Genomic DNA, 23,066 nt, shown 5'->3' on the forward strand with positions numbered 1-23,066 from the left:
CGCAGTCGGGAATGGAGAAAATGATGAGCCTTGGACTCGTAGGTCGCAAGGTTGGCATGACCCGTATCTTCACGGCTGAAGGGGATTCGATTCCCGTCACCGTGCTGGACGTGTCGGACAACCGCGTGACGCAGATCAAGACTGTTGAAACCGACGGCTACACGGCCGTGCAGGTTGCATTCGGCTCCCGCCGCGCATCGCGCGTGACGAAGCCGCTGGCAGGTCATCTCGCCAAAGCCGGTGTCGAAGCCGGTGAAATCCTCAAGGAATTCCGCATTGACGCGGCCAAGGCAGCCGAGCTGTCGAATGGCGCCGTGGTCGGTGCAGATCTTTTCGAAGTGGGCCAGAAGGTCGACGTGCAAGGCGTGTCGATCGGTAAGGGCTACGCCGGTACGATCAAGCGTTACAACTTCTCCTCCGGCCGTGCCACGCACGGTAACTCGCGCTCGCACAACGTGCCGGGCTCGATCGGTATGGCGCAGGATCCGGGTCGTGTTTTCCCGGGTAAACGCATGACGGGTCACATGGGTGACGTGACGGTGACGGTGCAGAACCTCGAAATCGCTCGTATCGACGCAGAGCGCAAGCTGCTGCTCGTGAAGGGTGCGATTCCGGGCGCGAAGGGCGGCAAGGTCTTCGTGACGCCGGCCGTCAAGACCAAGGGGGCGAAATAATGGAACTCAAGCTCCTGAACGAAAATGGTCAGGAAGGTGCAGTGGTCAACGCATCGGACGTCGTGTTCGGTCGTGACTACAACGAAGCGCTGATCCACCAGGTCGTCGTCGCATACCAGGCGAATGCTCGCCAGGGTAACCGCGCACAGAAGGACCGTGAGCAAGTCAAGCACACGACCAAGAAGCCGTGGCGCCAGAAGGGTACGGGCCGCGCTCGTGCCGGTATGTCGTCGAGCCCGCTGTGGCGTGGCGGTGGTCGTATCTTCCCGAATTCGCCGGAAGAAAACTTCTCGCACAAGGTCAACAAGAAGATGCATCGCGCAGGTCTCTGCTCGATCTTCTCGCAGCTGGCCCGTGAAGGCCGTCTGTCGGTCGTCGAGGACATCATCCTCGAAGCGCCGAAGACCAAGCTGCTGGCCGACAAATTCAAGACCATGGGTCTCGATTCCGTTCTGATCATCACGGACACGGTCGACGAGAACCTGTACCTGGCTTCGCGCAACCTGCCGCACGTGGCGATTGTCGAGCCGCGCTACGCTGACCCGCTGTCGCTGATCTACTTCAAGAAAGTGCTGGTCACGAAGGCTGCGGTCGCCCAGATCGAGGAGTTGCTGTCATGAGCGAGATTCGCAAGAACGATCATCGTTTGATGCAGGTCCTGCTCGCACCGGTGATCTCGGAAAAGGCGACGCTGGTTGCCGACAAGAACGAGCAAGTCGTGTTCGAAGTCGCACCGGATGCCACGAAGCAGGAAGTGAAGGCGGCTGTCGAGCTGCTGTTCAAGGTTGAAGTTGATTCGGTCAACGTGCTGGTTCAGAAGGGCAAGCAAAAGCGCTTCGGCCGTTCGATGGGCCGCCGCAAGGACGTGAAGAAGGCGTACGTTTGCCTGAAGCCCGGCCAGGAAATCAACTTTGAAGCGGAGGCCAAGTAATCATGGCAATCGTTAAAGTTAAGCCGACATCGCCGGGTCGCCGCGCGATGGTCAAGGTGGTCAACAAGAACCTGCACCAGGGCAAGCCGTTCGCGGCACTGCTCGACTCGCAGAGCTCGACCGCCGGCCGTAACAACAACGGCCGTATCACCACGCGTCACAAGGGTGGTGGTCACAAGCAGCACTACCGTATCGTCGATTTCCGTCGCACGAAGGATGGCATTCCGGCAAAGGTCGAACGTCTCGAGTACGACCCGAACCGCAGCGCGAACATCGCGCTGGTGCTCTACGCAGACGGCGAACGTCGCTACATCATCGCCCCGAAGGGCCTGACCGTCGGCCAACAGCTGATGTCGGGTTCGGAAGCGCCGATCCGTGCAGGCAACACGCTGCCGATCCGCAACATTCCGGTCGGTACGACGATCCACTGCATCGAGATGCTGCCGGGCAAGGGCGCGCAAATGGCGCGTTCGGCTGGCACGTCGGCCATGCTGCTGGCACGTGAAGGCGTCTACGCGCAGGTTCGTCTGCGTTCGGGCGAAATCCGTCGCGTGCACATCGAGTGCCGTGCAACGATCGGTGAAGTCGGCAACGAAGAGCATAGCCTGCGCCAGATCGGCAAGGCTGGCGCGAACCGCTGGCGCGGTATCCGCCCGACGGTGCGTGGCGTTGCGATGAACCCGGTCGATCACCCGCACGGTGGTGGTGAGGGCAAGACGGCTGCAGGTCGCGACCCGGTGAGCCCGTGGGGTACGCCGGCTAAGGGTTACCGCACCCGCAGCAACAAGCGCACGACGACGATGATCGTCCAGCGCCGTCACAAGCGTTAAGGAGTAGGCAATGGCACGTTCTGTTAAAAAAGGTCCGTTCTGCGACGCCCATTTGCTGAAGAAAGTTGAGGCGGCTGCAGCTTCGCGCGACAAAAAGCCGATCAAGACCTGGTCGCGTCGTTCGACGATTCTGCCGGATTTCATCGGCCTGACGATCGCTGTTCACAACGGCCGTCAACACGTTCCGGTGTATATCTCGGAAAACATGGTCGGCCACAAGCTTGGCGAGTTCGCACTGACCCGTACGTTCAAGGGTCACGCAGCCGACAAGAAGGCCAAGAAATAAGGGGCAATCAAGATGGAAGTGAAAGCAATTCATCGCGGTGCCCGCATCTCGGCGCAGAAAACGCGCCTTGTGGCTGACCAGATCCGCGGTTTGCCGGTCGACAAGGCGCTGAACGTTCTGACGTTCTCGCCGAAGAAGGCGGCTGGCATCGTGAAGAAGGTTGTGCTGTCGGCAATCGCGAATGCGGAGCACAACGAAGGCGCTGATATCGACGAGCTCAAGATCAAGAGCATCTACGTCGACAAGGCTGCATCGCTCAAGCGTTTCACCGCGCGCGCCAAGGGCCGCGGTAACCGCATCGAGAAGCAATCCTGTCACATCACTGTGACGGTCGGGAATTAAGGAGCCATACGATGGGACAGAAAATTCATCCGACTGGCTTCCGCCTGGCTGTCAGCCGCAATTGGGCTTCGCGTTGGTACGCGAACAACAACAATTTCGCGGCGATGCTGCAGGAAGACATCGGTGTTCGTGAATACCTGAAGAAGAAGCTGAAGAACGCTTCGGTCGGTCGGGTGGTCATCGAGCGTCCGGCGAAGAACGCGCGCATCACGATTTACAGCTCGCGTCCGGGCGTGGTCATCGGCAAGAAGGGCGAGGATATCGAACAGCTGAAGACGGAACTGCAACGCCGCATGGGCGTGCCGGTTCACGTCAACATCGAAGAAATCCGCAAGCCGGAAACCGATGCTCAGCTGATCGCTGACTCGATCACGCAACAGCTCGAGCGCCGGATCATGTTCCGTCGCGCGATGAAGCGTGCGATGCAGAACGCGATGCGTCTGGGTGCCCAAGGCATCAAGATCATGAGCGCAGGCCGTCTGAACGGTATCGAAATCGCTCGTACGGAGTGGTATCGCGAAGGTCGCGTGCCGCTTCACACGCTGCGTGCCGATATCGACTACGCGACTTCGGAAGCGAAGACGACTTACGGGATCATCGGCGTCAAGGTGTGGGTCTACAAGGGCGATACGCTCGGCCGCAACGACGCACCGGTGGTGGAAGAAGTAGCCGAAGACAAGCGTCCGCGTCGCAATGCGCGTCCGGGCGACCGTCGTCCGCGCCGTGACGGCGAAGGCGGCGCTCCGGGTGCTCGTCGTGGCGCACCGCGCCGTGGCGCCGGCAAGCCCGAAGACGGCAAGACTGGAGAATAACGATGCTGCAACCGAAACGCAGAAAGTATCGTAAAGAGCAGAAGGGTCGTAACACCGGCAAGGCGACGCGCGGCAACGCAGTGTCGTTCGGTGAATTCGGCCTGAAGGCGATCGGTCGCGGTCGTTTGACCGCACGTCAGATTGAAGCGGCGCGTCGTGCAATGACGCGTCACATCAAGCGTGGCGGCCGCATCTGGATCCGGATCTTCCCGGACAAGCCGATTTCGCAGAAGCCGGCCGAAGTGCGTATGGGTAACGGTAAGGGTAACCCGGAGTACTACGTCGCCGAGATTCAGCCGGGCAAGATGCTCTATGAAATGGACGGCGTAACCGAAGAACTGGCACGCGAAGCGTTCCGTCTGGCCGCAGCCAAGCTGCCGCTGAAGACGGCATTCATCGTGCGCCAGCTCGGCGCCTAAGGAGAAAACATGAAGGCTTCCGAACTTCTCCAGAAAGACCAGGCCGCGCTCAACAAGGAGCTGGCGGACCTGCTGAAGGCGCAATTCGGCCTGCGCATGCAACTCGCGACCCAGCAGCTCACGAACACGAGTCAGCTGAAGAAGGTTCGTCGCGACATCGCACGTGTGCGGACCGTCATGACTCAGAAGGCGAACCAGAAATGAACGATAGCGTGAAAACCTCGCTGAAGCGGACGCTGGTCGGTCGGGTCGTCAGCAACAAGATGGACAAGACCGTCACCGTGCTGATCGAGCACCGCGTCAAGCATCCGATCTACGGCAAGTATGTCGTGCGCTCGAAGAAGTACCACGCGCACGATGAAGCGAACACCTACAACGAAGGCGATCTCGTCGAAATCCAGGAAACGCGTCCTGTTTCGAAGACGAAGGCCTGGACGGTGTCGCGCCTCGTCGAAGCTGCTCGCGTCATCTAAGCGGACAGCGCAGTAGGCAGTAACAGGCGCTTCTCCACGAAGTGCTTGAAATCGCAAAGTTTTTGCTTGCGGGACCAGGATTATTTGTTATAATCCTGGTCTTCCCTCTTTATGGGAGCCCCGTCGCGGGCGAAGTTGGTGGGGGAAGCGGACTGGCGCCTGCCTGTCCGAAAGATTCACCGAATTGCGATGGCGGGTTTCGTTTGCCGTCGCTGCTGTTCCAACCCAAGCAGCCGATTGGCTGACGGGACCAAGACTGACCGAATGCATCATGGTGGTGCATCCGGATTAAGTTGGGAAAGACAAACCATGATCCAGACCGAATCTCGGCTCGAAGTAGCCGACAACACGGGTGCACGTGAAGTCCTGTGCATCAAGGTGCTCGGCGGCTCGAAGCGTCGTTATGCCGGCATTGGCGACATCATCAAGGTGAGCGTCAAAGAGGCAACGCCGCGCGGGCGCGTGAAGAAAGGCGAAATTTACAACGCCGTGGTGGTTCGCACCGCCAAGGGCGTGCGCCGTCAAGACGGCTCGCTGATCAAGTTCGACGGCAACGCCGCTGTGCTTTTGAATAACAAGCTCGAGCCGATCGGCACCCGTATCTTCGGGCCGGTGACGCGTGAGCTGCGTAGCGAACGATTCATGAAGATCGTTTCGCTGGCGCCGGAAGTGCTGTAAGGAGTCGCGATGAACAAGATTCGCAAAGGTGACGAAGTCATCGTCGTCACTGGCAAGGACAAGGGCAAGCGCGGCGTCGTGCTGGCTGTCGGTGCTGAACATGTGACGGTTGAAGGTATCAACCTCGTCAAGAAGCATGTGAAGCCGAACCCGATGAAGGGTACGACGGGCGGCGTGGAAGCGAAGACGATGCCCCTGCATATTTCGAACGTCGCACTGGTCGACGCGAATGGCAAGGCGTCGCGTGTTGGCATCAAGGTCGAGGAAGGCAAGAAGGTTCGCTTCCTGAAGACGACCGGTGCCGTACTGAGCGCCTGACGCAGCGGAGTAAAAAATGGCTCGTTTTCAAGAGTTTTACAAAGAAAAGGTTGTGCCCGGCCTGATCGAGAAGTTCGGTTACAAGTCGGTCATGGAAGTGCCGCGCATCACCAAGATCACGCTGAACATGGGTCTTGGCGAAGCGATCGCTGACAAGAAGATCATCGAGAACGCCGTTGGCGACCTCACGAAGATCGCCGGCCAGAAGCCGGTCGTCACGAAGGCTCGCAAGGCAATCGCAGGCTTCAAGATCCGCCAGGGTTACCCGATCGGCGCGATGGTGACGCTGCGTGGCCAGGCGATGTACGAATTCCTCGACCGTTTCGTGACGGTTGCCCTGCCCCGCGTGCGTGACTTCCGCGGTGTGTCGGGTCGTGCTTTCGATGGCCGTGGCAACTACAACATCGGTGTGAAAGAGCAGATCATTTTCCCCGAAATCGATTACGACAAGATCGACGCACTGCGTGGGCTGAACATCAGCATCACGACGACTGCGAAGACCGACGACGAAGCAAAGGCTCTGCTCGCCAGCTTCAAGTTCCCGTTCAGAAACTGAGGTTACCGTGGCTAAACTGGCACTGATCGAACGTGAAAAGAAGCGCGCCCGCCTGGTCGCGAAGTTCGCAGCAAAGCGCGAAGCGCTGAAGGCGATCGTCGAAGACCAAAGCAAGTCGGAAGAAGAGCGCTACGAAGCACGCCTGGAGCTGCAGCAACTGCCCCGCAACGCAAACCCGACCCGCCAGCGTAACCGCTGCGCGATCACGGGCCGTCCGCGTGGCACGTTCCGTAAATTCGGCCTCGCGCGTAACAAGATTCGTGAAATCGCATTCCGTGGCGAGATTCCTGGCCTGACCAAGGCGAGCTGGTAATAGGAGAAACGTAAATGAGCATGAGTGATCCTATCGCCGATATGCTGACTCGCATCCGCAACGCGCAGATGGTCGAGAAGGTATCGGTCGCGATGCCCTCGTCGAAGGTCAAGGTTGCAATCGCGCAAGTCCTGAAGGACGAAGGCTATATCGACGATTTCGCCGTGAAGGCGGAAGGTGCGAAGTCCGAACTGAATATCGCGCTGAAGTACTACGCAGGTCGCCCGGTCATCGAACGCCTCGAGCGCGTGTCGAAGCCTGGTCTGCGCGTGTACCGCGGCCGTAACGACATTCCGCAGGTCATGAATGGCCTCGGTGTGGCAATCGTGTCGACGCCGAAGGGCGTGATGACCGACCGCAAGGCGCGCGCTACCGGCGTCGGCGGCGAAGTCATCTGCTACGTCGCTTAAAGCCGAGGAGAGAGAAACATGTCTCGAGTAGGTAAGAGCCCGATCGCGCTGCAAGGCGCGGAAGTCAAGCTGGCCGACGGTGCAATCATCGTCAAGGGCCCGCTGGGCACCATCACGCAAGCGATCAATCCGCTCGTGAACGTGGCGAACAACGACGGCACGCTGAATCTGTCGCCGGTCGACGAAAGCCGCGAAGCAAATGCACTGTCGGGCACGATGCGCGCGATCATCGCGAATGCCGTGCACGGCGTGACCAAGGGTTTCGAGCGCAAGCTGACGCTGGTTGGCGTCGGTTACCGTGCGCAAGCGCAAGGCGACAAGCTGAACCTGTCGCTGGGTTTCTCGCACCCGGTGGTGCACCAGATGCCGGAAGGCGTCAAGGCTGAAACCCCGACGCAAACCGAAATCGTGATCAAGGGGATCAACAAGCAACAAGTCGGTCAAGTGGCTGCGGAAGTCCGCGGTTACCGTCCGCCGGAGCCCTACAAGGGCAAGGGCGTGCGCTATGCCGACGAGGTTGTGATCCTCAAAGAAACGAAGAAGAAGTAAGGGTGCGCAATCATGGATAAGACTCAATCTCGCCTGCGCCGCGCTCGCCAGACGCGTATCAAGATCGCTGAGCTGCAGGTCGCGCGTCTCGCCGTGCATCGCACGAACACGCACATCTACGCTCAAGTGTTCTCGCCCTGCGGCACCAAGGTGCTCGCCAGCGCGTCGACGCTCGAAGCGGAAGTGCGCGCAGAACTGGCCGACAAGTCGGGCAAGGGCGGCAACGTCAATGCCGCGACGCTGATCGGCAAGCGTATTGCCGAAAAGGCAAAGGCTGCCGGCATCGAATCCGTCGCCTTCGACCGCTCGGGCTTCCGCTACCACGGCCGCGTCAAGGCGCTGGCTGAGGCAGCTCGCGAAGCTGGGCTCAAGTTCTAAGGAAGGAATTCGTCATGGCAAAGATGCAAGCGAAAGTTCAGGCTGACGAGCGCGACGACGGCCTTCGCGAAAAGATGATTTCGGTCAATCGCGTGACCAAGGTCGTGAAGGGTGGCCGTATTCTCGGCTTCGCCGCACTGACCGTGGTTGGCGACGGTGATGGCCGCATCGGTATGGGCAAGGGCAAGGCGAAGGAAGTGCCGGTCGCTGTCCAGAAGGCAATGGAACAAGCTCGCCGCAACATGTTCAAGGTGCCGCTCAAGAACGGCACGCTGCAGCACGAAGTGCACGGCAAGCACGGCGCATCCGCTGTCCTCCTCGCTCCGGCGAAGGCAGGTACGGGCGTGATCGCCGGCGGCCCGATGCGCGCAGTGTTCGACGTGATGGGCGTTCAGAACGTCGTGGCGAAGAGCCACGGTTCGACGAACCCGTACAACCTCGTTCGCGCCACGCTGGACGGCCTGCGCAAGCAGTCGACCCCGGCAGACATCGCGGCGAAGCGCGGCAAGTCCGTCGAAGATATTTTGGGCTAAGCCCGGGTGGTCACCATGTCTGAAAAAACTGTCAAGGTTCAGCTCGTGAAGAGCCTGATCGGGACCCGCGAATCGCACCGCGCGACCGTGCGTGGCCTGGGCCTGCGCCGACTCAACTCGGTTAGCGAGCTGCAGGACACGCCGGCGGTCCGCGGCATGATCAACAAGGTCTCGTACCTCGTTAAGGTCATCGCGTAAGCGGCCCTACGGATCAAGGAGTTGATATGGAATTGAATAACCTGAAGCCGGCAGCTGGCGCCAAGCACGCCAAGCGTCGCGTCGGTCGTGGCATCGGTTCGGGCCTCGGCAAGACGGCTGGCCGTGGTCACAAGGGTCAGAAATCGCGTTCGGGCGGCTTCCACAAAGTCGGTTTCGAAGGCGGTCAGATGCCGCTGCAACGTCGTCTGCCGAAGCGCGGCTTCACGTCGCTGACGAAGGAATTCGTCGGTGAAGTGCGCCTGGGCGACCTCGAGAAGCTGCCGGTCGACGAGATCGATCTGCTCGCACTGAAGCAAGCCGGCCTGGTCGGCGAGCTGACGAAGAGCGCAAAGATCATCGCGACGGGCGAACTGAAGCGCAAGATCGTCGTGAAGGGTCTCGGTGCCACCAAGGGTGCGCGCGCTGCGATCGAAGCGGCTGGCGGTTCGTTCGCCGAGTGACACGCGTAGCGCGTCGTCACTTGCATTCATCGGAGAAGGTACTTGGCTAACAGCCCGAGTCTTGCAAAACCCGGTCGAAGCACGGCGAAATTCGGCGATCTGCGCCGGCGAGCGATGTTCCTGCTCCTGGCGCTGATCGTCTATCGCATCGGCGCGCACATTCCCGTGCCGGGCATCGATCCGGATCAACTGGCCAAGCTGTTCCAGAGCCAGGCGGGCGGCATCCTGGGCATGTTCAACATGTTCTCGGGTGGCGCACTTTCCCGCTTCACGATCTTTGCGCTGGGGATCATGCCGTACATTTCGGCGTCGATCATCATGCAGTTGCTGGCGATCGTTTCGCCGCAGCTCGAGGCGCTGAAGAAGGAAGGGCAGGCAGGGCAACGGAAGATCACGCAGTACACGCGGTATTTCACCGTGGTGCTCGCGACCTTCCAGGCATTCGGTATCGCGGCCGCGCTGGAAAACCAGCCGGGCCTCGTCACCGATCCCGGCACGCTGTTCCGTCTGACGACGGTCGTGACGCTGGTGACGGGCACGATGTTCCTGATGTGGCTCGGCGAGCAGATTACCGAGCGTGGTCTGGGCAACGGTATCTCGATCATCATCTTCGGTGGGATCGCAGCAGGGTTCCCGAATGCCGTCGGTGGGTTGTTCGAGCTGGTGCGTACGGGTTCGATGAGCATCATTTCGGCGATCATCATCGTCGTTCTGATTGCCGCGGTGACTTACCTGGTCGTGTTCATCGAACGCGGTCAGCGCAAGATCCTCGTGAACTACGCGAAGCGCCAGGTCGGCAACAAGATCTACGGTGGGCAGTCGTCGCATCTGCCGCTGAAGTTGAACATGTCGGGCGTGATTCCGCCGATCTTTGCATCGTCGATCATTCTGTTCCCGGCAACGATTCTCGGCTGGTTCAGTACCGGTCAGCCGACGGGAAGCTGGATTTCCAATACGTTGCATAACGTTGCGGAAGCGCTGAAGCCGGGCCAGCCGGTCTATGTGCTGCTGTACACGCTGGCAATCGTGTTTTTCTGCTTTTTCTACACCGCATTGGTGTTCAACAGCAGGGAGACCGCGGACAACCTGAAGAAGAGCGGCGCGTTTGTTCCGGGCATTCGTCCGGGCGATCAGACCGCACGATATATCGACCGCATCCTCACGCGTCTGACGCTGGCCGGTGCGATCTACATCGTCTTCGTGTGTCTGCTGCCGGAATTCCTGGTGCTGCGCTGGAACGTGCCGTTTTATTTTGGTGGAACGTCGCTGCTGATCATTGTCGTCGTCACGATGGACTTTATGGCGCAGGTGCAGTCGTACGTTATGTCGCAACAGTATGAGTCGCTGCTCAAGAAGGCAAACTTCAAGGGCGGCAATATCCCGACGCGTTGAAAGGACTATGGCCAAAGACGATGTAATCCAGATGCAGGGTGAGGTGATTGAAAACCTCCCGAATGCGACCTTCCGTGTGAAGCTGGAAAACGGCCATGTCGTGTTGGGGCATATTTCCGGAAAGATGCGGATGCACTACATCCGCATTCTGCCCGGCGACAAGGTGACGGTTGAGTTGACGCCTTACGATCTGTCTCGTGCGCGGATCGTGTTCCGGGCGAAGTGATTTGAAAAAAGGGTATTATCATGAAAGTGATGGCATCGGTTAAGCGCATTTGCCGCAATTGCAAGATCATCAAGCGCAAAGGCGTCGTTCGCGTGATCTGCAGCTCGGATCCGCGCCACAAGCAGCGCCAAGGCTGACCGCGCGTTTGTTTGCGCTTTTTGTTTGAGGAAAAACAATGGCTCGTATCGCAGGGGTTAACATCCCGAATCACCAGCACACCGAGATCGGCCTGACGGCTATCTTTGGTGTCGGCCGCACCCGTTCGCGCAGCATCTGCGTGGCAGCTGGCGTCGATTTTTCGAAGAAGGTCAAGGATCTGACCGACGCAGACCTGGAAAAGCTGCGTGAAGAAGTGGGCAAGTTTGTCGTCGAAGGCGATCTGCGCCGTGAAGTGACGATGAACATCAAGCGCCTGATGGACCTCGGTTGCTACCGTGGTGTTCGTCATCGCAAGGGCCTGCCGATGCGCGGTCAGCGTACGCGTACGAACGCACGTACCCGCAAGGGTCCGCGTCGTGCAGCGCAAGCGCTGAAGAAGTAAGCGGAACTGACAGTTACAGGAAAACGTAATGGCTAAGGCTTCGAACACCGCGGCGCAACGCGTTCGCAAGAAGGTTAAGAAGAACGTCGCTGAAGGCGTGGTTCACGTTCACGCGTCGTTCAACAACACGATCATCACGATCACCGATCGCCAAGGCAACGCTCTGGCATGGGCGACGTCGGGCGGTCAGGGCTTCAAGGGCTCGCGCAAATCGACGCCGTTCGCCGCTCAGGTCGCAGCCGAGTCGGCTGGCCGCGTCGCGATGGAATACGGCGTGAAGAATCTGGAAGTGCGGATCAAGGGCCCGGGCCCGGGTCGCGAGTCGGCAGTGCGCGCGCTGCACGGCCTCGGCATCAAGATCACCGCGATTTCGGACGTCACCCCGATTCCGCACAACGGCTGCCGTCCGCCGAAGCGTCGTCGTATCTGAGGATGTGCTGGCACGTTCGTGCTAGCGCATTGCCTGTCGCCGCTCAGCGTCGACGGGCGTTGCTTTTTTGATTGACTAAGCCCACCGTTCGCCCCAAAGGGAGCGGACTAGCGCGGATTTCGATCCGCGTGACTGATTGATAAAGGAATGCAAAGTGGCACGTTATATCGGCCCCAAAGCCAAGCTGTCCCGCCGTGAAGGCACCGACCTGTTCCTGAAGAGCGCGCGCCGCTCGCTCGCCGACAAGTGCAAGCTCGACAGCAAGCCGGGCCAGCACGGCCGTACCTCGGGCGCGCGTACGTCCGACTACGGTACGCAGCTGCGCGAAAAGCAGAAGGTCAAGCGCATCTACGGCGTGCTGGAACGTCAGTTCCGCCGCTACTTCGCTGAAGCCGACCGCCGCAAGGGCAACACGGGTGAAAACCTGCTGCAACTGCTCGAGTCGCGCCTCGACAACGTCGTGTACCGCATGGGCTTCGGCTCGACCCGCGCTGAAGCGCGCCAGCTGGTGAGCCACAAGTCGATCACCGTGAACGGCGTCGTCGCAAACGTCCCGTCGCAGCAAGTGAAGGCGGGCGACGTCGTCGCGATCCGCGAAAAGGCGAAGAAGCAGGCGCGTATCGTCGAAGCGCTGTCGCTGGCCGAGCAAGGCGGCATGCCGAGCTGGGTTGCAGTCGATGCGAAGAAGTTCGAAGGCACGTTCAAGCAAATGCCGGAACGCGCTGAAATCGCAGGCGACATCAACGAAAGCCTGATCGTCGAATTGTATTCGCGTTAATCCGATTGACGGCCGAGGTACCCCGATTGCGTCGCGCAAGGAGGGGCCTCGGCTGTTTATTTTCTGGTTGTTACCGGTCAGCCTTATCGGTGTAACGAGCCGAGGGTATTGAAAAGGAAAGCCCATGCAAACCAGTTTGCTGAAACCCAAGATCATCGCCGTGGAATCGCTGGGCGAGAACCACGCGAGGGTGGTCATGGAACCGTTCGAACGCGGTTACGGCCACACCTTGGGCAATGCGCTTCGCCGCGTGCTGCTGTCGTCGATGGTAGGCTACGCGCCGACCGAAGTCACGATCGCGGGCGTGGTGCACGAGTACTCGACGCTGGATGGCGTGCAGGAAGACGTCGTCAACCTGCTGCTGAACCTGAAGGGCGTGGTGTTCAAGCTGCATAACCGTGACGAAGTGACGGTTACGCTGCGCAAGGAAGGCGAAGGCGTCGTGACGGCCGGCGATATCGAGCTGGCTCACGATTGCGAAGTCATCAACCCGAATCACGTGATCGCGCACCTGTCGAAGGGCGGCAAGCTCGACGTTCAGATCAAGATCGAAAAGGGTCGCGGCTACGTGCCCGGCAACGTCCGTCGCTACGGCGAAGACACGGCCAAGATCATCGGCCGCATCGTCCTCGACGCATCGTTCTCGCCGGTTCGCCGCGTGAGCTATGCGGTCGAAAGCGCGCGGGTCGAGCAGCGTACCGACCTCGACAAGCTCGTGATGAACATCGAGACGAGCGGCGTGATCACGCCGGAAGAAGCGATCCGCCAGTCGGCCCGCATCCTGGTCGACCAGCTGTCCGTGTTCGCGGCGCTGGAAGGCACGGAAACGGCAGCCGAGGCACCGTCGCGCGCACCGCAGATCGATCCGATCCTGCTGCGTCCGGTGGACGATCTCGAACTGACGGTTCGTTCGGCGAACTGCCTGAAGGCCGAGAACATCTACTACATCGGCGATCTGATCCAGCGCACGGAAAACGAGCTGCTGAAGACGCCGAACCTCGGTCGCAAGTCGCTCAACGAGATCAAGGAAGTGCTCGCTTCGCGCGGTCTCACGCTGGGCATGAAGCTCGAGAACTGGCCGCCGGCTGGTCTCGACAAGTAAGCCCGGTTGTAGCCTGGCTATCGCTGTCGTTGGCAAAGATGCGGATTTTCCTTTAAAATCCGCATCTTGCTTTTTTTCGTTACCGGCCCGTGCGCCCTCCTAGGCGCGATAGAAGAGCTGGACCAAAACTTTGAATCAAGGAAACTGAAATGCGCCATCGTCATGGTCTGCGGAAACTGAACCGCACGAGCAGCCACCGTCTGGCTATGCTCCGTAACATGTCCAACTCGCTGATCGAGCACGAAGTCATCAAGACGACGCTGCCGAAGGCGAAGGAACTCCGTAAAGTCGTCGAGCCGCTGATCACGCTCGGCAAGAAGCCGTCGCTGGCAAACCGTCGCCTTGCGTTCAACCGCCTGCGCGATCGTGACTCGGTCGCGAAGCTGTTCGACGTGCTCGGTCCGCGTTTCGCGAACCGTCCGGGCGGCTACCTGCGCGTGCTGAAGTTCGGCTTCCGCGTGGGCGACAACGCACCGATGGCACTGGTCGAGCTGCTCGACCGTCCGGAAGTCGACGAAACGGAAAACGTGCAAGAAGCTGAGTAAGCTTCCGGTACGTAGCAGGATCTGAAAGGGGCCGAGCAATTGCTTGGCCCTTTTTGTTTTTGAGGTGCCGGCTGCGGTCGATTGTCGCAGGGTGGGGCCGGCAGCGTCGCGCGGGCTGCGCTACGATACGGGCACCGATGCGGTCCCTGAACGGGTAATCGGCACTGGCAGGAGTCTGTAGACGAGCGAGGAGGACGGATGATAGTGGTGCTGATGCTGACGACGGTCCCCGATGCGGCGACGGCCGTGGCGCTCGCCGACGGCGCGCTCGGCGCGCGGCTCGCCGCGTGCGTGTCGGAGCTCGGCGCGATCAAGTCGCGCTATCACTGGCAGGGGAAGGTCGAAACGGCCGACGAGATCCAGTTGCTGTTCAAGACGAGCCCGGTTCGGGCACTCGAACTGGAGCGATTTATTCTCGCGCATCATCCTTACGAGACGCCCGAAATCGTCTCGTGGCAGACGACGGCATCGGCCGCGTATGGCCAGTGGGTGACCAGCGAAACTCAACGTCTAATTCATGTTTAACGGTATGGCGCTTTCGATGCGCGTGCGCGCGCTGCGGTTTCTTGCGGTCCTGTTGTCGTTCGTGCTCGCGCTGGGCGGGCTGTCCGCCGCGCGGGCGGCCGACGATTTCCTCGATCCGTCGGTTGCGTTCAAGTTCAGCGCGAGCGAATCACCGGGACAGGTGGACGTCCGCTTCAAGATCGCGAACGGCTACTACATGTACCGCGAGCGCTTCGCGTTCGCGGTGAAAAGCGGCCAGGCCACGCTCGGCGAGCCGCAATTCCCGGCCGGCCACGTGAAGTTCGACCAGACGTTCCAGAAGAACGTGGAGACCTATCGCGATGAGGTCGTCGTTCACGTGCCGGTGAAGCAGGCGGCCGGTCCGTTCGAGATCGCGGTGACGTCGCAAGGATGCGCGGACGAAGGGATCTGTTATCCGCCGGCCGAGCACGTGATGAAGGTCGATGGCGCCGCGCTCGGCGCCGCCTCGCCGTCCGGCGACACGGCTGCCGCGGGCAGCTGGTTCGACAAGGTCACGAGCGCCGATTTCGCGCAGTCGCTGCTCGAAGGGCACGGCTTCTTCACGATCGTCGCGCTCTATTTCGTCGCGGGCGTCGTGCTGAGCCTGCTGCCCTGTTCATACCCGATGATTCCGATCGTGTCCGCGATCATCATCGGCCAGGGCACGCGCGCGACGCATGCACGCGGCTTCGCGCTGTCGCTGACCTACGTGGTCGGCATGGCGCTGGTCTACACGGTGCTCGGCATCGCCGCCGCGCTGGTCGGCCAGAGCCTGGGGGCCTGGCTGCAGAACCCATGGGTGCTCGGCGCGTTCGGCGTGCTGCTGAGCGCGTTCGCGGTGTCGCTGATTTCGGGCAAGGACATCGCGTTGCCGGCGCGCTGGCAAAACGGCGCGGCCGAGGCGTCGAGCGCGCGCCAGGGCGGCCACTTCGTCGCGGTCGCGGCGATGGGCGCGTTGTCGGCGCTGGTCGTCGGCGCGTGCATGACGGCGCCGCTGTTCGCGGTGCTCGCTTTCATCGCGCATACCGGCAATGCGTGGCTCGGCGGCGCGGCATTGTTCGCGATGGGGCTGGGGCTCGGCGTGCCGCTGCTGGTCGTGGGCATCGGAGCCGGGACGGTGCTGCCGCGTGCGGGCGCATGGATGGACGGCGTGAAGGTGTTCTTCGGCATCGTGCTGCTCGCGGCCGCGCTGTGGATCGTGTGGCCGGTGCTGGCCGGCGGGCTGAAGATGGTGCTCGCGGCGTTGTGGCTCTTGATCGCGGCCGCGGCGCTCGGGTTGTTCACGCCGAATGCCGGCGCCGCGTCGATCTGGCGCCGCCTGGGCCGCGGCGTGGGCGCCGCGCTCGCGATCTGGGCCGCGACGCTGCTCGTCGGCCTGGCTGCGGGTTCGACCGATCCCGTCAAGCCGCTGGCCGTGCTGGCGGCGCGTACGGTGGCGTCCGGCGGCGCGACGACGGCCGGCGCGGCTGCGGCGCAGGACGGCCCCGCGTTCGCGCCGGTGCGCTCCACCGGCGAACTCGACGCGCTGCTGAAGACGTCGGGTCAGCCCGTGATGCTCGACTTCTACGCCGACTGGTGCGTGAGCTGCAAGGAGATGGAGCATCTGACGTTCACCGACGCGCGCGTGCAGGCGCGGCTCGCTCAGCTTCACCTCGTGCGCGCGGACGTCACCGCGAACAACCCGGACGATCAGGCGCTGCTCAAGCGCTTCAACCTGTTCGGGCCGCCGGGCATCATCTTCTTCGATCGCAATGGCCACGAGATCGGCCGCGTGGTCGGCTATCAGGCGGCCGACACGTTCCTGCGCAGCCTCGATCGGGCGGCCGTTCCGACGGTATGACGATGGCCGGCTGCGGCGCGCCGGCGAGCGGAAGATCCGGGGCCGGCCGACGGTCTCTCTCGACGGTAAACAAAAAACGGCGGAACACCGAGGTGTCCCGCCGTTTTTGCTGGTGCCTGCCGGCGCGCGATCAGCGCTGTGCTTTCAGGAGACGCGCGGCATCGAGCGCGAAGTACGTGAGCACACCGTCGGCACCCGCGCGCTTGAACGCGAGCAGCGATTCGAGCACCACCTTGTCGTGGTCGAGCCAGCCGTTCATCGCGGCCGCCTTCAGCATCGCGTATTCACCGCTCACCTGGTACACGTAGGTCGGGAAGCGGAACTCGTCCTTCACGCGGCGCACGATGTCGAGATACGGCATGCCGGGCTTGACCATCACCATGTCGGCGCCTTCGTCGATGTCGAGGCGCACTTCGCGCAGCGCTTCGTCGCTGTTCGCCGGATCCATCTGGTAGGTCATCTTGTTGCCCTTGCCCAGGTTGGACGCCGAACCGACCGCATCGCGGAACGGGCCGTAGAACGCCGATGCGAACTTCGCCGAATAGGCCATGATCCGCGTATGGATATGGCCGTCGCTTTCCAGCATTTCGCGGATCGCGCCGATGCGGCCGTCCATCATGTCCGACGGCGCGACGATGTCGACGCCGGCTTCCGCCTGCGCACGCGCCTGGTCGACCAGGATCTCGATCGTGTCGTCGTTGATCACGTAGGCGTTTTCGTCGAGCACGCCGTCCTGGCCGTGGCTCGTGTACGGATCGAGCGCGACGTCGGTCAGCACGCCCAGTTCGGGGAAGTGCTTCTTCAGCTCGCGCACCGCGCGCGGGATCAGGCCTTCCGGATTGGCTGCCTCGCGGCCGTCAGGCGTCTTCAACGACGGCTCGATGGCCGGGAACAGCGACAGCACGGGCACGCCGAGTTCGACGCACTGCTCGGCGACGTGCATCAGCAAATCGACCGACACGCGCTCGACGCCGGGCATCGACGGGATGGGCTGGCGTTGGTTGGTGCCTTCGACGACGAACACCGGGTAGATCAGGTCGTCGGTGGTCAGGCGGTTTTCGCGTATCAGGCGGCGGGAGAAGTCGTCGCGGCGCATCCGGCGCGGACGATGAAGCGGATGGAAGCTCATGGCGATTTGGCAGAAATCAGGGCAAGAAGGACCTTACGGAACCCTTAGGTCATTTTCGAGATCGTTGGTATATGATAGCGATCGAGCGGCGCGCGTTGCGTGCAGCTCCCCGCTTCTCCTCCCTGAGCGGGTGCCTGTCGTTTTTCGATTAGGCTGTTTGACCCGCCGTTCAACGGCGGGTTTTTTTATGAGCCGCCGAATCCGCAGGCGCCGTCAGGTGCGCACGGCCGATCCCGGCCGCGCGTTGCCCGCTCATTGTGCTACAGGCTCGCTTTTTTCGTCGGCGACGGACGGCCGCAGCCAGCTCTCGATCAGTTCATGAGCGTCGTCGAGCCCAGTGCGCTTCAGCGCCGAGAACAGCTGGACCGTCAGCTTGCCCTTCACGCCCTGGTCGCGATACGCGTCGAGCCCCTTCTGCGTGTTGCGCAACGCGTTGATGCTTTCCTGACGCGTCAATTTGTCGCACTTCGTCAGCAGCGTGTGGATCGGCTTGCCGGTCGGCGCGAACCACTCGATCATGCGGCGATCGAGATCGGTCAGCGGACGCCGCGAATCCATCATCAGGATCAGGCCGCAAAGCTGCGAGCGCGTCGCGAGATAGGACGACAGCAGCATTTCCCAGTGCGCCTTCGCGGCGCCGGGCACTTCCGCATAACCGTAGCCGGGCAGGTCGACGAGATTCGCGACCGGTTCGGCGGCCGGGCCGACGGAGAAGTAGTTGATGTGCTGCGTGCGGCCGGGCGTCTTCGACGCGAAGGCCAGCCGCTTCTGGTTGCACAGCACGTTGATCGCCGTCGACTTGCCGGCATTCGAGCGGCCCGCGAACGCGATTTCCGGCTGGACCGTCGGCGGCAGGTCGCGCAGATGGTTGACGGTCGTGTAGAAGCGGGCTTGATGGAGCAGAAAGGCCATGGGAACCGGAAGGACGGGCGGCGCGAGCCGCTTGGTGGAGGCGGGGTAGCCCCGATAGGCGCGGGAGCTTTCAGCACGATATTGTACAATACGGCGGTTTTGCCGAAGGCCACCGGGCGCCTGCCTCGCGCTTTTATGTGGCTTCTGCGGTAGACTGAACGCCGTCGTTTTTTGCAGAACCTCAAATTCCCACAAGACGAAACAGGGTGTGCGAATGAATCGACTGTGCAAGTCTCTGATGGTGCTTCAGGTTGCAGCAGGGTTCGTAGGTTTCGTAGCGGAGGCAAACGCGGCAGATGCGGCCAAGCCGGATCTCGACCGCGGCAAGGCGATTGCCGGGCAGGTGTGCGCGTCGTGTCACGGCGCCGACGGCAATAGCGCGTCGGGCAGTTTCCCGAAGCTCGCCGGCCAGCATCCCGAATATCTGGTCAAGCAGTTGAACGACTTCAAGACGCAGCCGGGCGCGAAGGGGCCGGTGCGTAACAACGCGGTGATGGTCGGATTCGCGAGCGCGTTGAGCGCGGACGACATGCGCAACGTCGCCGCGTACTACGGGTCGCAGACGACGAAGCTCGGTACCGCCCGCAATGCGGCGACCGTGCCGGTCGGCCAGAAGATCTATCGCGGCGGCATCGCGGAAAAGGGCGTTCCCGCCTGCGCGAGCTGCCACGGGCCGACGGGCCAGGGGATCCCGGTCCAGTACCCGCGTCTGTCGGGGCAATGGGCCGATTACACGGTCGCGCAGTTGACCGCGTTCCAGCAGGGTGCCGGCGCGCGCAACAACAACGAGGCGATGCATCAGATTGCGTCGCGGCTGTCGGATACCGAGATCAAGGCCGTCGCGGATTACATCGCGGGCCTGCGTTGAGCGGTCGGCCGCGAACGGCATGACCGGGCGCCCGAAGGGCGGCCGGAGTCAGAACAAGAAAAGGGTGGGGCGCCGCGCCGTCGCGGTTGCCTCGCCCTTCTTTTTTGTCGGCATTCGCCGGGCCGAGCCGCGATGGCGCGGCTTGCCGGCGATGGGGAGCGGCGCTCCCCGAGCGAACATAGTGAGCGTGGGGGCTGTTTCCCCTTAGTCGGAGTTTGAATGAGCGTTACCACGTCGGGGTTGCAGTCGAAGTCGGGTCAGGGTGCGTCGAAACGTGCGGTCGAGTTGCTGAGCTCGATGCGTTTCGCGATCGCGCTGCTGGTGGTGCTGTCGATCGCGAGCATCATCGGCACGGTCCTGACCCAGGACGATCCGTATCCGAACTACGTGAACCAGTTCGGGCCGTTCTGGGCGGACATCTTCCGCTCGCTCGGCCTGTACAACGTGTACAGCGCGTGGTGGTTCATGCTGATCCTGATTTTCCTCGTCGTGTCGATCTCGCTGTGCGTGATCCGCAACGCGCCGAAGATGATCGCCGATGCGAAGAGCTGGAAGGACAAGGTCCGCGAAGGCAGCCTGCGCGCATTCCACCACAAGGCCGAATACACGGCGTCCGGCACGCGCGCGAGCGTCGCGGCGACGCTCGCCACGTTCGTCACGAAGGCCGGCTACAAGCACGTCGTGCGTGAAACCGGCGGCGCGACGCTGATCTCCGCGAAGCGCGGCGCGATGACCAAGTGGGGCTATATCTCCGCGCACCTCGCGATCGTCGTGATCTGCATCGGCGGCCTGCTCGACAGCAACCTGCCGATCAAATTCCAGATGTGGATGTTCGGCAAGAGCCCGGTCAACACGAGCGCGACGATCAGCGAGATTTCGCCCGACCATCGCCTGTCCGCGTCGAACCCGACGTTCCGCGGCTATGCGTGGGTGCCGGAGGGCCAGTTCGTGTCGACCGCGATCCTGAACCAGCCGAGCGGCTCGCTGATCCAGGATCTGCCGTTCTCGATCCAGTTGAACAAGTTCATCGTCGATTACTACACGACGGGCATGCCGAAGCTGTTCGCGAGCGACATCGTCGTGATCGATCGCGAGACCGGCCGGAAGATCCCGGCGCGGGTGGAGGTCAACAAGCCGTTCACCTACAAGGGCGTGTCGATCTACCAGTCGAGCTTCCAGGACGGCGGCTCGCAGATGCAGATGACGGCCTATCCGATGACGGGCAGCCACGCGACCACCTTCCCGGTGAAGGGTACGATCGGCAGCTCGGCGCCGCTGCAGGTCCCCGGCGCCGACGGCGACACGATCGAATTCTCCGATTTCCGCGCGATCAACGTCGAGAACATGGCCGACGCGAACGGCAAGCCGGACGTGCGCGGCGTCGCGACCACCAGCTCGCTGAAGGAAGTATTCGACGAGCGGCTCGGCTCGGGCGCGAAGACGTCGAAGCCGACGCAGCTCCACAACATCGGGCCGTCGGTGCAGTACAAGATTCGGGGCAAGGACGGCCAGGCGCGCGAATTCAACAACTACATGCTGCCCGTCGACATGAACGGCGAGCGCGTGTTCCTCGCCGGCGTGCGCGCGAGCCCGAACGATCCGTTCCGCTACATGCGGATTCCGGCCGACAGCCAGGATTCGATCGGCGAATGGATGCGCCTGCGCGCCGCGCTCGAGGATCCGGCCGTGCGCACCGAAGCCGCCGCGCGCTTCGCGCAGCGCTCGCTGCCGGGCGACGCGTCGCTGCGCGGGCGCCTGCAGGACAGCGCGTCGAAGGTGCTGACCCTGTTTGCGGCGAGCGACGACAGCGTCGGCCGCGGTGCGGACGGCCAGCCGGTCGGCGGCTTCCAGGCGGTCGCGACGTTCATCGACCGCTCGGTGCCGAAGGGCGAGCAGGAGAAGGCCGCGAGCCTGCTGCTGCGGATGCTCGAGGGCTCGATGTGGGAGGTCTGGCAGATCGCGCGCGAGCGTGCGGGCGAGCCGGCCGCGCAGCAGGGCACCGACACGATCCGCTTCGTGCAGAACGCGATCAATGCGCTATCCGACAGCTTTTTGTATGGATCGCCGGTCTATTTGCAGCTTGACTCCTTCAAGCAGGTGCAAGCTTCGGTATTTCAGCTGACGCGCGCACCCGGCAAGAATCTGGTGTATCTTGGCAGCCTGCTGCTGGTCGCCGGCATCTTCTCGATGTTCTACGTGCGCGAGCGGCGACTCTGGTTCTGGCTGAAGGACGCCGGTTCGGGCGTCGAGGTGGTGATGGCAATGTCCACGGCCCGCAAGACCTTCGATTTCGAGAAAGAATTCGTGCAGACGCGCGACGCGGCCGGCGCCGCCTTGCACGCCGCACCTCGCGACGCCGCGCCTGCCGGTGCGGCTTCGACGGCCCGTCCGCCTGCCGGCGGCGGTTCCGATTCCGAGAATTCCACCCGGTAACATCATGGATCTCACGCAAGTTTCTTCTTCCCGTCCGGCGTCGGCTCCGTCGCCGCTGTTCGACGACCGTCCGTTCCTCGCACGCCTGTCGCTGTTCGACTGGCTGTTCGCCCTGGCGCTGGTGGCGGGCGCGGGCTATGCGCTCGTGCACTACAACGCGCACATGGATTACTACGACAAGGCGGTGATGATCGGCACCGTGCCGGCGCTCGTCGCGCTCGGCTGGCGCTGGAAGCCCGCGCGGCTGATGATGGCGTCGATCGCCGTGCTGTCGCTGCTGTCGATCCAGATCTACCAGGGCGATCTCGGCCGCGCCGATTCGGCGTTCTTCCTCAAGTACTTCCTGTCGAGCCAGTCGGCGATCCTGTGGATGAGCGCGCTGTTCGTGCTCGCGACGATCTTCTACTGGATCGGCCTGCTCGCGCGCTCGGAAACGGGCGCGGCGATCGGCCAGAAGCTCACGTGGGTCGCCGTGCTGATGGGCTTCACGGGGTTGATGGTGCGCTGGTACGAGTCCTACCTGATCGGGGCGGACGTCGGGCATATCCCCGTATCGAACCTCTATGAAGTGTTCGTCCTGTTCAGCCTGATCACCGCGCTGCTTTATCTGTATTACGAAGGCCACTACGGCACGCGTTCGCTCGGCGCGTTCGTGCTGCTGGTCATCAGCGCGGCGGTGGGTTTCCTGATGTGGTACTCGGTCGCGCGCGATGCGCAGCAGATCCAGCCGCTCGTGCCGGCACTGCAAAGCTGGTGGATGAAGATCCACGTGCCGGCGAACTTCATCGGCTACGGCAGCTTCGCGCTGTCGGCGATGGTGTCGATCGCGTACCTGATGAAGGAGCGGGGGATCCTCGCGGATCGCCTGCCGACGCTCGAAGTGCTCGACGACGTGATGTACAAGTCGATCGCGGTCGGTTTCGCGTTCTTCACGATCGCGACGATCCTCGGCGCGCTGTGGGCGGCCGAAGCGTGGGGCGGCTACTGGAGCTGGGACCCGAAGGAAACCTGGGCGCTGATCGTGTGGCTGAACTACGCGGCGTGGCTGCACATGCGGCTGATGAAGGGCCTGCGCGGCGCGGTGGCCGCATGGTGGGCGCTCACCGGCCTGCTGGTCACGACGTTCGCGTTCCTCGGCGTCAACATGTTCCTGTCCGGGCTGCACAGCTACGGCAAACTGTAAG

At 62.2% G+C, this 23,066-nt stretch carries 35 protein-coding genes; 33 read left to right on the forward strand and 2 right to left on the reverse strand.

Features of this window, described 5'->3' with window-relative positions; translation table 11 throughout:
* Nucleotides 1-23: 23 nt before the first annotated feature.
* The 30 genes from rplC to dsbD all read left to right on the forward strand — a co-directional run bounded on the left by rplC (nucleotide 24) and on the right by dsbD (nucleotide 16,540).
* Complete coding sequence (gene rplC / locus QZM72_RS18550) at nucleotides 24-674, forward strand: 50S ribosomal protein L3 (protein ID WP_006482922.1); 651 nt, start codon at nucleotides 24-26, stop codon at nucleotides 672-674.
* Nucleotides 674-1,294: a 50S ribosomal protein L4 gene (gene rplD / locus QZM72_RS18555; RefSeq protein ID WP_006477192.1), complete on the forward strand. Its 621-nt coding sequence runs from the start codon at nucleotides 674-676 to the stop codon at nucleotides 1,292-1,294. The genes rplC and rplD overlap by 1 nt, the downstream gene beginning before the upstream one ends.
* Complete coding sequence (rplW, locus tag QZM72_RS18560) at nucleotides 1,291-1,605, forward strand: 50S ribosomal protein L23 (RefSeq protein WP_004199275.1); 315 nt, start codon at nucleotides 1,291-1,293, stop codon at nucleotides 1,603-1,605. Before rplD ends, rplW begins: the two co-directional genes overlap by 4 nt.
* A gap of 2 nt (nucleotides 1,606-1,607) precedes the next feature.
* Complete coding sequence (gene rplB / locus QZM72_RS18565) at nucleotides 1,608-2,435, forward strand: 50S ribosomal protein L2 (RefSeq protein WP_006482900.1); 828 nt, start codon at nucleotides 1,608-1,610, stop codon at nucleotides 2,433-2,435.
* Between the two features lie 10 nt (nucleotides 2,436-2,445).
* On the forward strand, nucleotides 2,446-2,721 hold the full coding sequence (gene rpsS, locus QZM72_RS18570; protein ID WP_004199273.1) for a 30S ribosomal protein S19: 276 nt from the start codon (nucleotides 2,446-2,448) through the stop codon (nucleotides 2,719-2,721).
* 12 nt (nucleotides 2,722-2,733) lie between these two features.
* Nucleotides 2,734-3,063 (forward strand): 50S ribosomal protein L22, encoded by a 330-nt coding sequence (gene rplV, locus QZM72_RS18575; RefSeq protein ID WP_004199272.1) that lies wholly within the window; start codon nucleotides 2,734-2,736, stop codon nucleotides 3,061-3,063.
* An 11-nt stretch (nucleotides 3,064-3,074) separates the two neighbouring features.
* Nucleotides 3,075-3,875: a 30S ribosomal protein S3 gene (rpsC, locus tag QZM72_RS18580; RefSeq protein ID WP_006482899.1), complete on the forward strand. Its 801-nt coding sequence runs from the start codon at nucleotides 3,075-3,077 to the stop codon at nucleotides 3,873-3,875.
* 2 nt (nucleotides 3,876-3,877) lie between these two features.
* Entirely contained in the window at nucleotides 3,878-4,294 is a 417-nt protein-coding gene (gene rplP / locus QZM72_RS18585) for a 50S ribosomal protein L16 (RefSeq protein WP_006482873.1), read from the forward strand.
* 9 nt (nucleotides 4,295-4,303) lie between these two features.
* Nucleotides 4,304-4,498 carry a 50S ribosomal protein L29 gene (gene rpmC / locus QZM72_RS18590; RefSeq protein ID WP_006400652.1) on the forward strand — a complete coding sequence of 65 codons (195 nt, stop codon included), beginning with the start codon at nucleotides 4,304-4,306 and terminating at the stop codon, nucleotides 4,496-4,498.
* Nucleotides 4,495-4,767: a 30S ribosomal protein S17 gene (gene rpsQ, locus QZM72_RS18595; RefSeq protein WP_006477189.1), complete on the forward strand. Its 273-nt coding sequence runs from the start codon at nucleotides 4,495-4,497 to the stop codon at nucleotides 4,765-4,767. The genes rpmC and rpsQ overlap by 4 nt, the downstream gene beginning before the upstream one ends.
* A gap of 309 nt (nucleotides 4,768-5,076) precedes the next feature.
* Nucleotides 5,077-5,445: a 50S ribosomal protein L14 gene (gene rplN / locus QZM72_RS18600; RefSeq protein ID WP_006482918.1), complete on the forward strand. Its 369-nt coding sequence runs from the start codon at nucleotides 5,077-5,079 to the stop codon at nucleotides 5,443-5,445.
* Between the two features lie 9 nt (nucleotides 5,446-5,454).
* Nucleotides 5,455-5,763, forward strand: coding sequence for a 50S ribosomal protein L24 (gene rplX / locus QZM72_RS18605; protein WP_006477187.1), 309 nt, complete (start codon nucleotides 5,455-5,457; stop codon nucleotides 5,761-5,763).
* Nucleotides 5,764-5,779: 16 nt separating this feature from the next.
* On the forward strand, nucleotides 5,780-6,319 hold the full coding sequence (gene rplE, locus QZM72_RS18610; RefSeq protein ID WP_006477186.1) for a 50S ribosomal protein L5: 540 nt from the start codon (nucleotides 5,780-5,782) through the stop codon (nucleotides 6,317-6,319).
* 7 nt (nucleotides 6,320-6,326) lie between these two features.
* Entirely contained in the window at nucleotides 6,327-6,632 is a 306-nt protein-coding gene (gene rpsN, locus QZM72_RS18615; RefSeq protein WP_006482884.1) for a 30S ribosomal protein S14, read from the forward strand.
* A gap of 14 nt (nucleotides 6,633-6,646) precedes the next feature.
* Nucleotides 6,647-7,042, forward strand: a complete 396-nt coding sequence (rpsH, locus tag QZM72_RS18620; protein WP_006477185.1) for a 30S ribosomal protein S8 — start codon at nucleotides 6,647-6,649, stop codon at nucleotides 7,040-7,042.
* Nucleotides 7,043-7,060: 18 nt separating this feature from the next.
* Nucleotides 7,061-7,591, forward strand: a complete 531-nt coding sequence (rplF, locus tag QZM72_RS18625) for a 50S ribosomal protein L6 (protein ID WP_089466458.1) — start codon at nucleotides 7,061-7,063, stop codon at nucleotides 7,589-7,591.
* Nucleotides 7,592-7,603: 12 nt separating this feature from the next.
* Nucleotides 7,604-7,969 (forward strand): 50S ribosomal protein L18, encoded by a 366-nt coding sequence (gene rplR, locus QZM72_RS18630; RefSeq protein ID WP_006477183.1) that lies wholly within the window; start codon nucleotides 7,604-7,606, stop codon nucleotides 7,967-7,969.
* A gap of 14 nt (nucleotides 7,970-7,983) precedes the next feature.
* Nucleotides 7,984-8,502 (forward strand): 30S ribosomal protein S5, encoded by a 519-nt coding sequence (rpsE, locus tag QZM72_RS18635; RefSeq protein WP_006752931.1) that lies wholly within the window; start codon nucleotides 7,984-7,986, stop codon nucleotides 8,500-8,502.
* 15 nt (nucleotides 8,503-8,517) lie between these two features.
* Nucleotides 8,518-8,700 (forward strand): 50S ribosomal protein L30, encoded by a 183-nt coding sequence (rpmD, locus tag QZM72_RS18640; protein ID WP_006400644.1) that lies wholly within the window; start codon nucleotides 8,518-8,520, stop codon nucleotides 8,698-8,700.
* Between the two features lie 26 nt (nucleotides 8,701-8,726).
* Nucleotides 8,727-9,161, forward strand: coding sequence for a 50S ribosomal protein L15 (gene rplO / locus QZM72_RS18645; RefSeq protein ID WP_006482880.1), 435 nt, complete (start codon nucleotides 8,727-8,729; stop codon nucleotides 9,159-9,161).
* A 42-nt stretch (nucleotides 9,162-9,203) separates the two neighbouring features.
* Complete coding sequence (gene secY, locus QZM72_RS18650) at nucleotides 9,204-10,553, forward strand: preprotein translocase subunit SecY (RefSeq protein WP_089466459.1); 1,350 nt, start codon at nucleotides 9,204-9,206, stop codon at nucleotides 10,551-10,553.
* Nucleotides 10,554-10,560: 7 nt separating this feature from the next.
* Entirely contained in the window at nucleotides 10,561-10,779 is a 219-nt protein-coding gene (gene infA, locus QZM72_RS18655; protein WP_004521905.1) for a translation initiation factor IF-1, read from the forward strand.
* Between the two features lie 20 nt (nucleotides 10,780-10,799).
* Nucleotides 10,800-10,916: a 50S ribosomal protein L36 gene (gene rpmJ / locus QZM72_RS18660; protein WP_004199844.1), complete on the forward strand. Its 117-nt coding sequence runs from the start codon at nucleotides 10,800-10,802 to the stop codon at nucleotides 10,914-10,916.
* 38 nt (nucleotides 10,917-10,954) lie between these two features.
* Entirely contained in the window at nucleotides 10,955-11,320 is a 366-nt protein-coding gene (rpsM, locus tag QZM72_RS18665) for a 30S ribosomal protein S13 (protein WP_006477178.1), read from the forward strand.
* A gap of 28 nt (nucleotides 11,321-11,348) precedes the next feature.
* Complete coding sequence (rpsK, locus tag QZM72_RS18670; protein WP_004197937.1) at nucleotides 11,349-11,750, forward strand: 30S ribosomal protein S11; 402 nt, start codon at nucleotides 11,349-11,351, stop codon at nucleotides 11,748-11,750.
* Nucleotides 11,751-11,904: 154 nt separating this feature from the next.
* The gene (gene rpsD / locus QZM72_RS18675; protein WP_006477177.1) at nucleotides 11,905-12,528 is read left to right on the forward strand and encodes a 30S ribosomal protein S4; all 624 of its coding nucleotides are present in this window, start codon (nucleotides 11,905-11,907) and stop codon (nucleotides 12,526-12,528) included.
* Nucleotides 12,529-12,652: 124 nt separating this feature from the next.
* On the forward strand, nucleotides 12,653-13,630 hold the full coding sequence (gene rpoA / locus QZM72_RS18680) for a DNA-directed RNA polymerase subunit alpha (RefSeq protein WP_006477176.1): 978 nt from the start codon (nucleotides 12,653-12,655) through the stop codon (nucleotides 13,628-13,630).
* Nucleotides 13,631-13,779: 149 nt separating this feature from the next.
* Entirely contained in the window at nucleotides 13,780-14,175 is a 396-nt protein-coding gene (gene rplQ, locus QZM72_RS18685) for a 50S ribosomal protein L17 (RefSeq protein ID WP_006477175.1), read from the forward strand.
* A gap of 198 nt (nucleotides 14,176-14,373) precedes the next feature.
* Nucleotides 14,374-14,700: a divalent-cation tolerance protein CutA gene (cutA, locus tag QZM72_RS18690; RefSeq protein WP_301738918.1), complete on the forward strand. Its 327-nt coding sequence runs from the start codon at nucleotides 14,374-14,376 to the stop codon at nucleotides 14,698-14,700.
* Nucleotides 14,693-16,540 (forward strand): protein-disulfide reductase DsbD, encoded by a 1,848-nt coding sequence (dsbD, locus tag QZM72_RS18695; RefSeq protein WP_301738919.1) that lies wholly within the window; start codon nucleotides 14,693-14,695, stop codon nucleotides 16,538-16,540. The genes cutA and dsbD overlap by 8 nt, the downstream gene beginning before the upstream one ends.
* A 130-nt stretch (nucleotides 16,541-16,670) precedes the next feature.
* Here the strand turns inward: dsbD and hemB are convergent, their stop codons facing one another.
* Together hemB and yihA are read right to left on the reverse strand one after the other, a co-directional pair.
* The gene (gene hemB / locus QZM72_RS18700; RefSeq protein WP_301738920.1) at nucleotides 16,671-17,669 is read right to left on the reverse strand and encodes a porphobilinogen synthase; all 999 of its coding nucleotides are present in this window, start codon (nucleotides 17,667-17,669) and stop codon (nucleotides 16,671-16,673) included.
* A gap of 252 nt (nucleotides 17,670-17,921) precedes the next feature.
* On the reverse strand, nucleotides 17,922-18,581 hold the full coding sequence (gene yihA / locus QZM72_RS18705; protein WP_089466463.1) for a ribosome biogenesis GTP-binding protein YihA/YsxC: 660 nt from the start codon (nucleotides 18,579-18,581) through the stop codon (nucleotides 17,922-17,924).
* 214 nt (nucleotides 18,582-18,795) lie between these two features.
* Here yihA and QZM72_RS18710 point away from each other — a divergent pair, with 214 nt between their 5' ends.
* The 3 genes from QZM72_RS18710 to ccsB all read left to right on the forward strand — a co-directional run bounded on the left by QZM72_RS18710 (nucleotide 18,796) and on the right by ccsB (nucleotide 23,065).
* On the forward strand, nucleotides 18,796-19,449 hold the full coding sequence (locus tag QZM72_RS18710; protein WP_012492295.1) for a cytochrome c: 654 nt from the start codon (nucleotides 18,796-18,798) through the stop codon (nucleotides 19,447-19,449).
* Between the two features lie 219 nt (nucleotides 19,450-19,668).
* On the forward strand, nucleotides 19,669-21,882 hold the full coding sequence (locus QZM72_RS18715) for a cytochrome c biogenesis protein ResB (RefSeq protein WP_301738921.1): 2,214 nt from the start codon (nucleotides 19,669-19,671) through the stop codon (nucleotides 21,880-21,882).
* A gap of 4 nt (nucleotides 21,883-21,886) precedes the next feature.
* Nucleotides 21,887-23,065: a c-type cytochrome biogenesis protein CcsB gene (ccsB, locus tag QZM72_RS18720; RefSeq protein ID WP_301738922.1), complete on the forward strand. Its 1,179-nt coding sequence runs from the start codon at nucleotides 21,887-21,889 to the stop codon at nucleotides 23,063-23,065.
* Nucleotide 23,066: the final 1 nt, after the last annotated feature.

The organism is Burkholderia sp. AU45388, from assembly GCF_030481585.1.
GTDB classification, from domain to species: domain Bacteria; phylum Pseudomonadota; class Gammaproteobacteria; order Burkholderiales; family Burkholderiaceae; genus Burkholderia; species Burkholderia sola.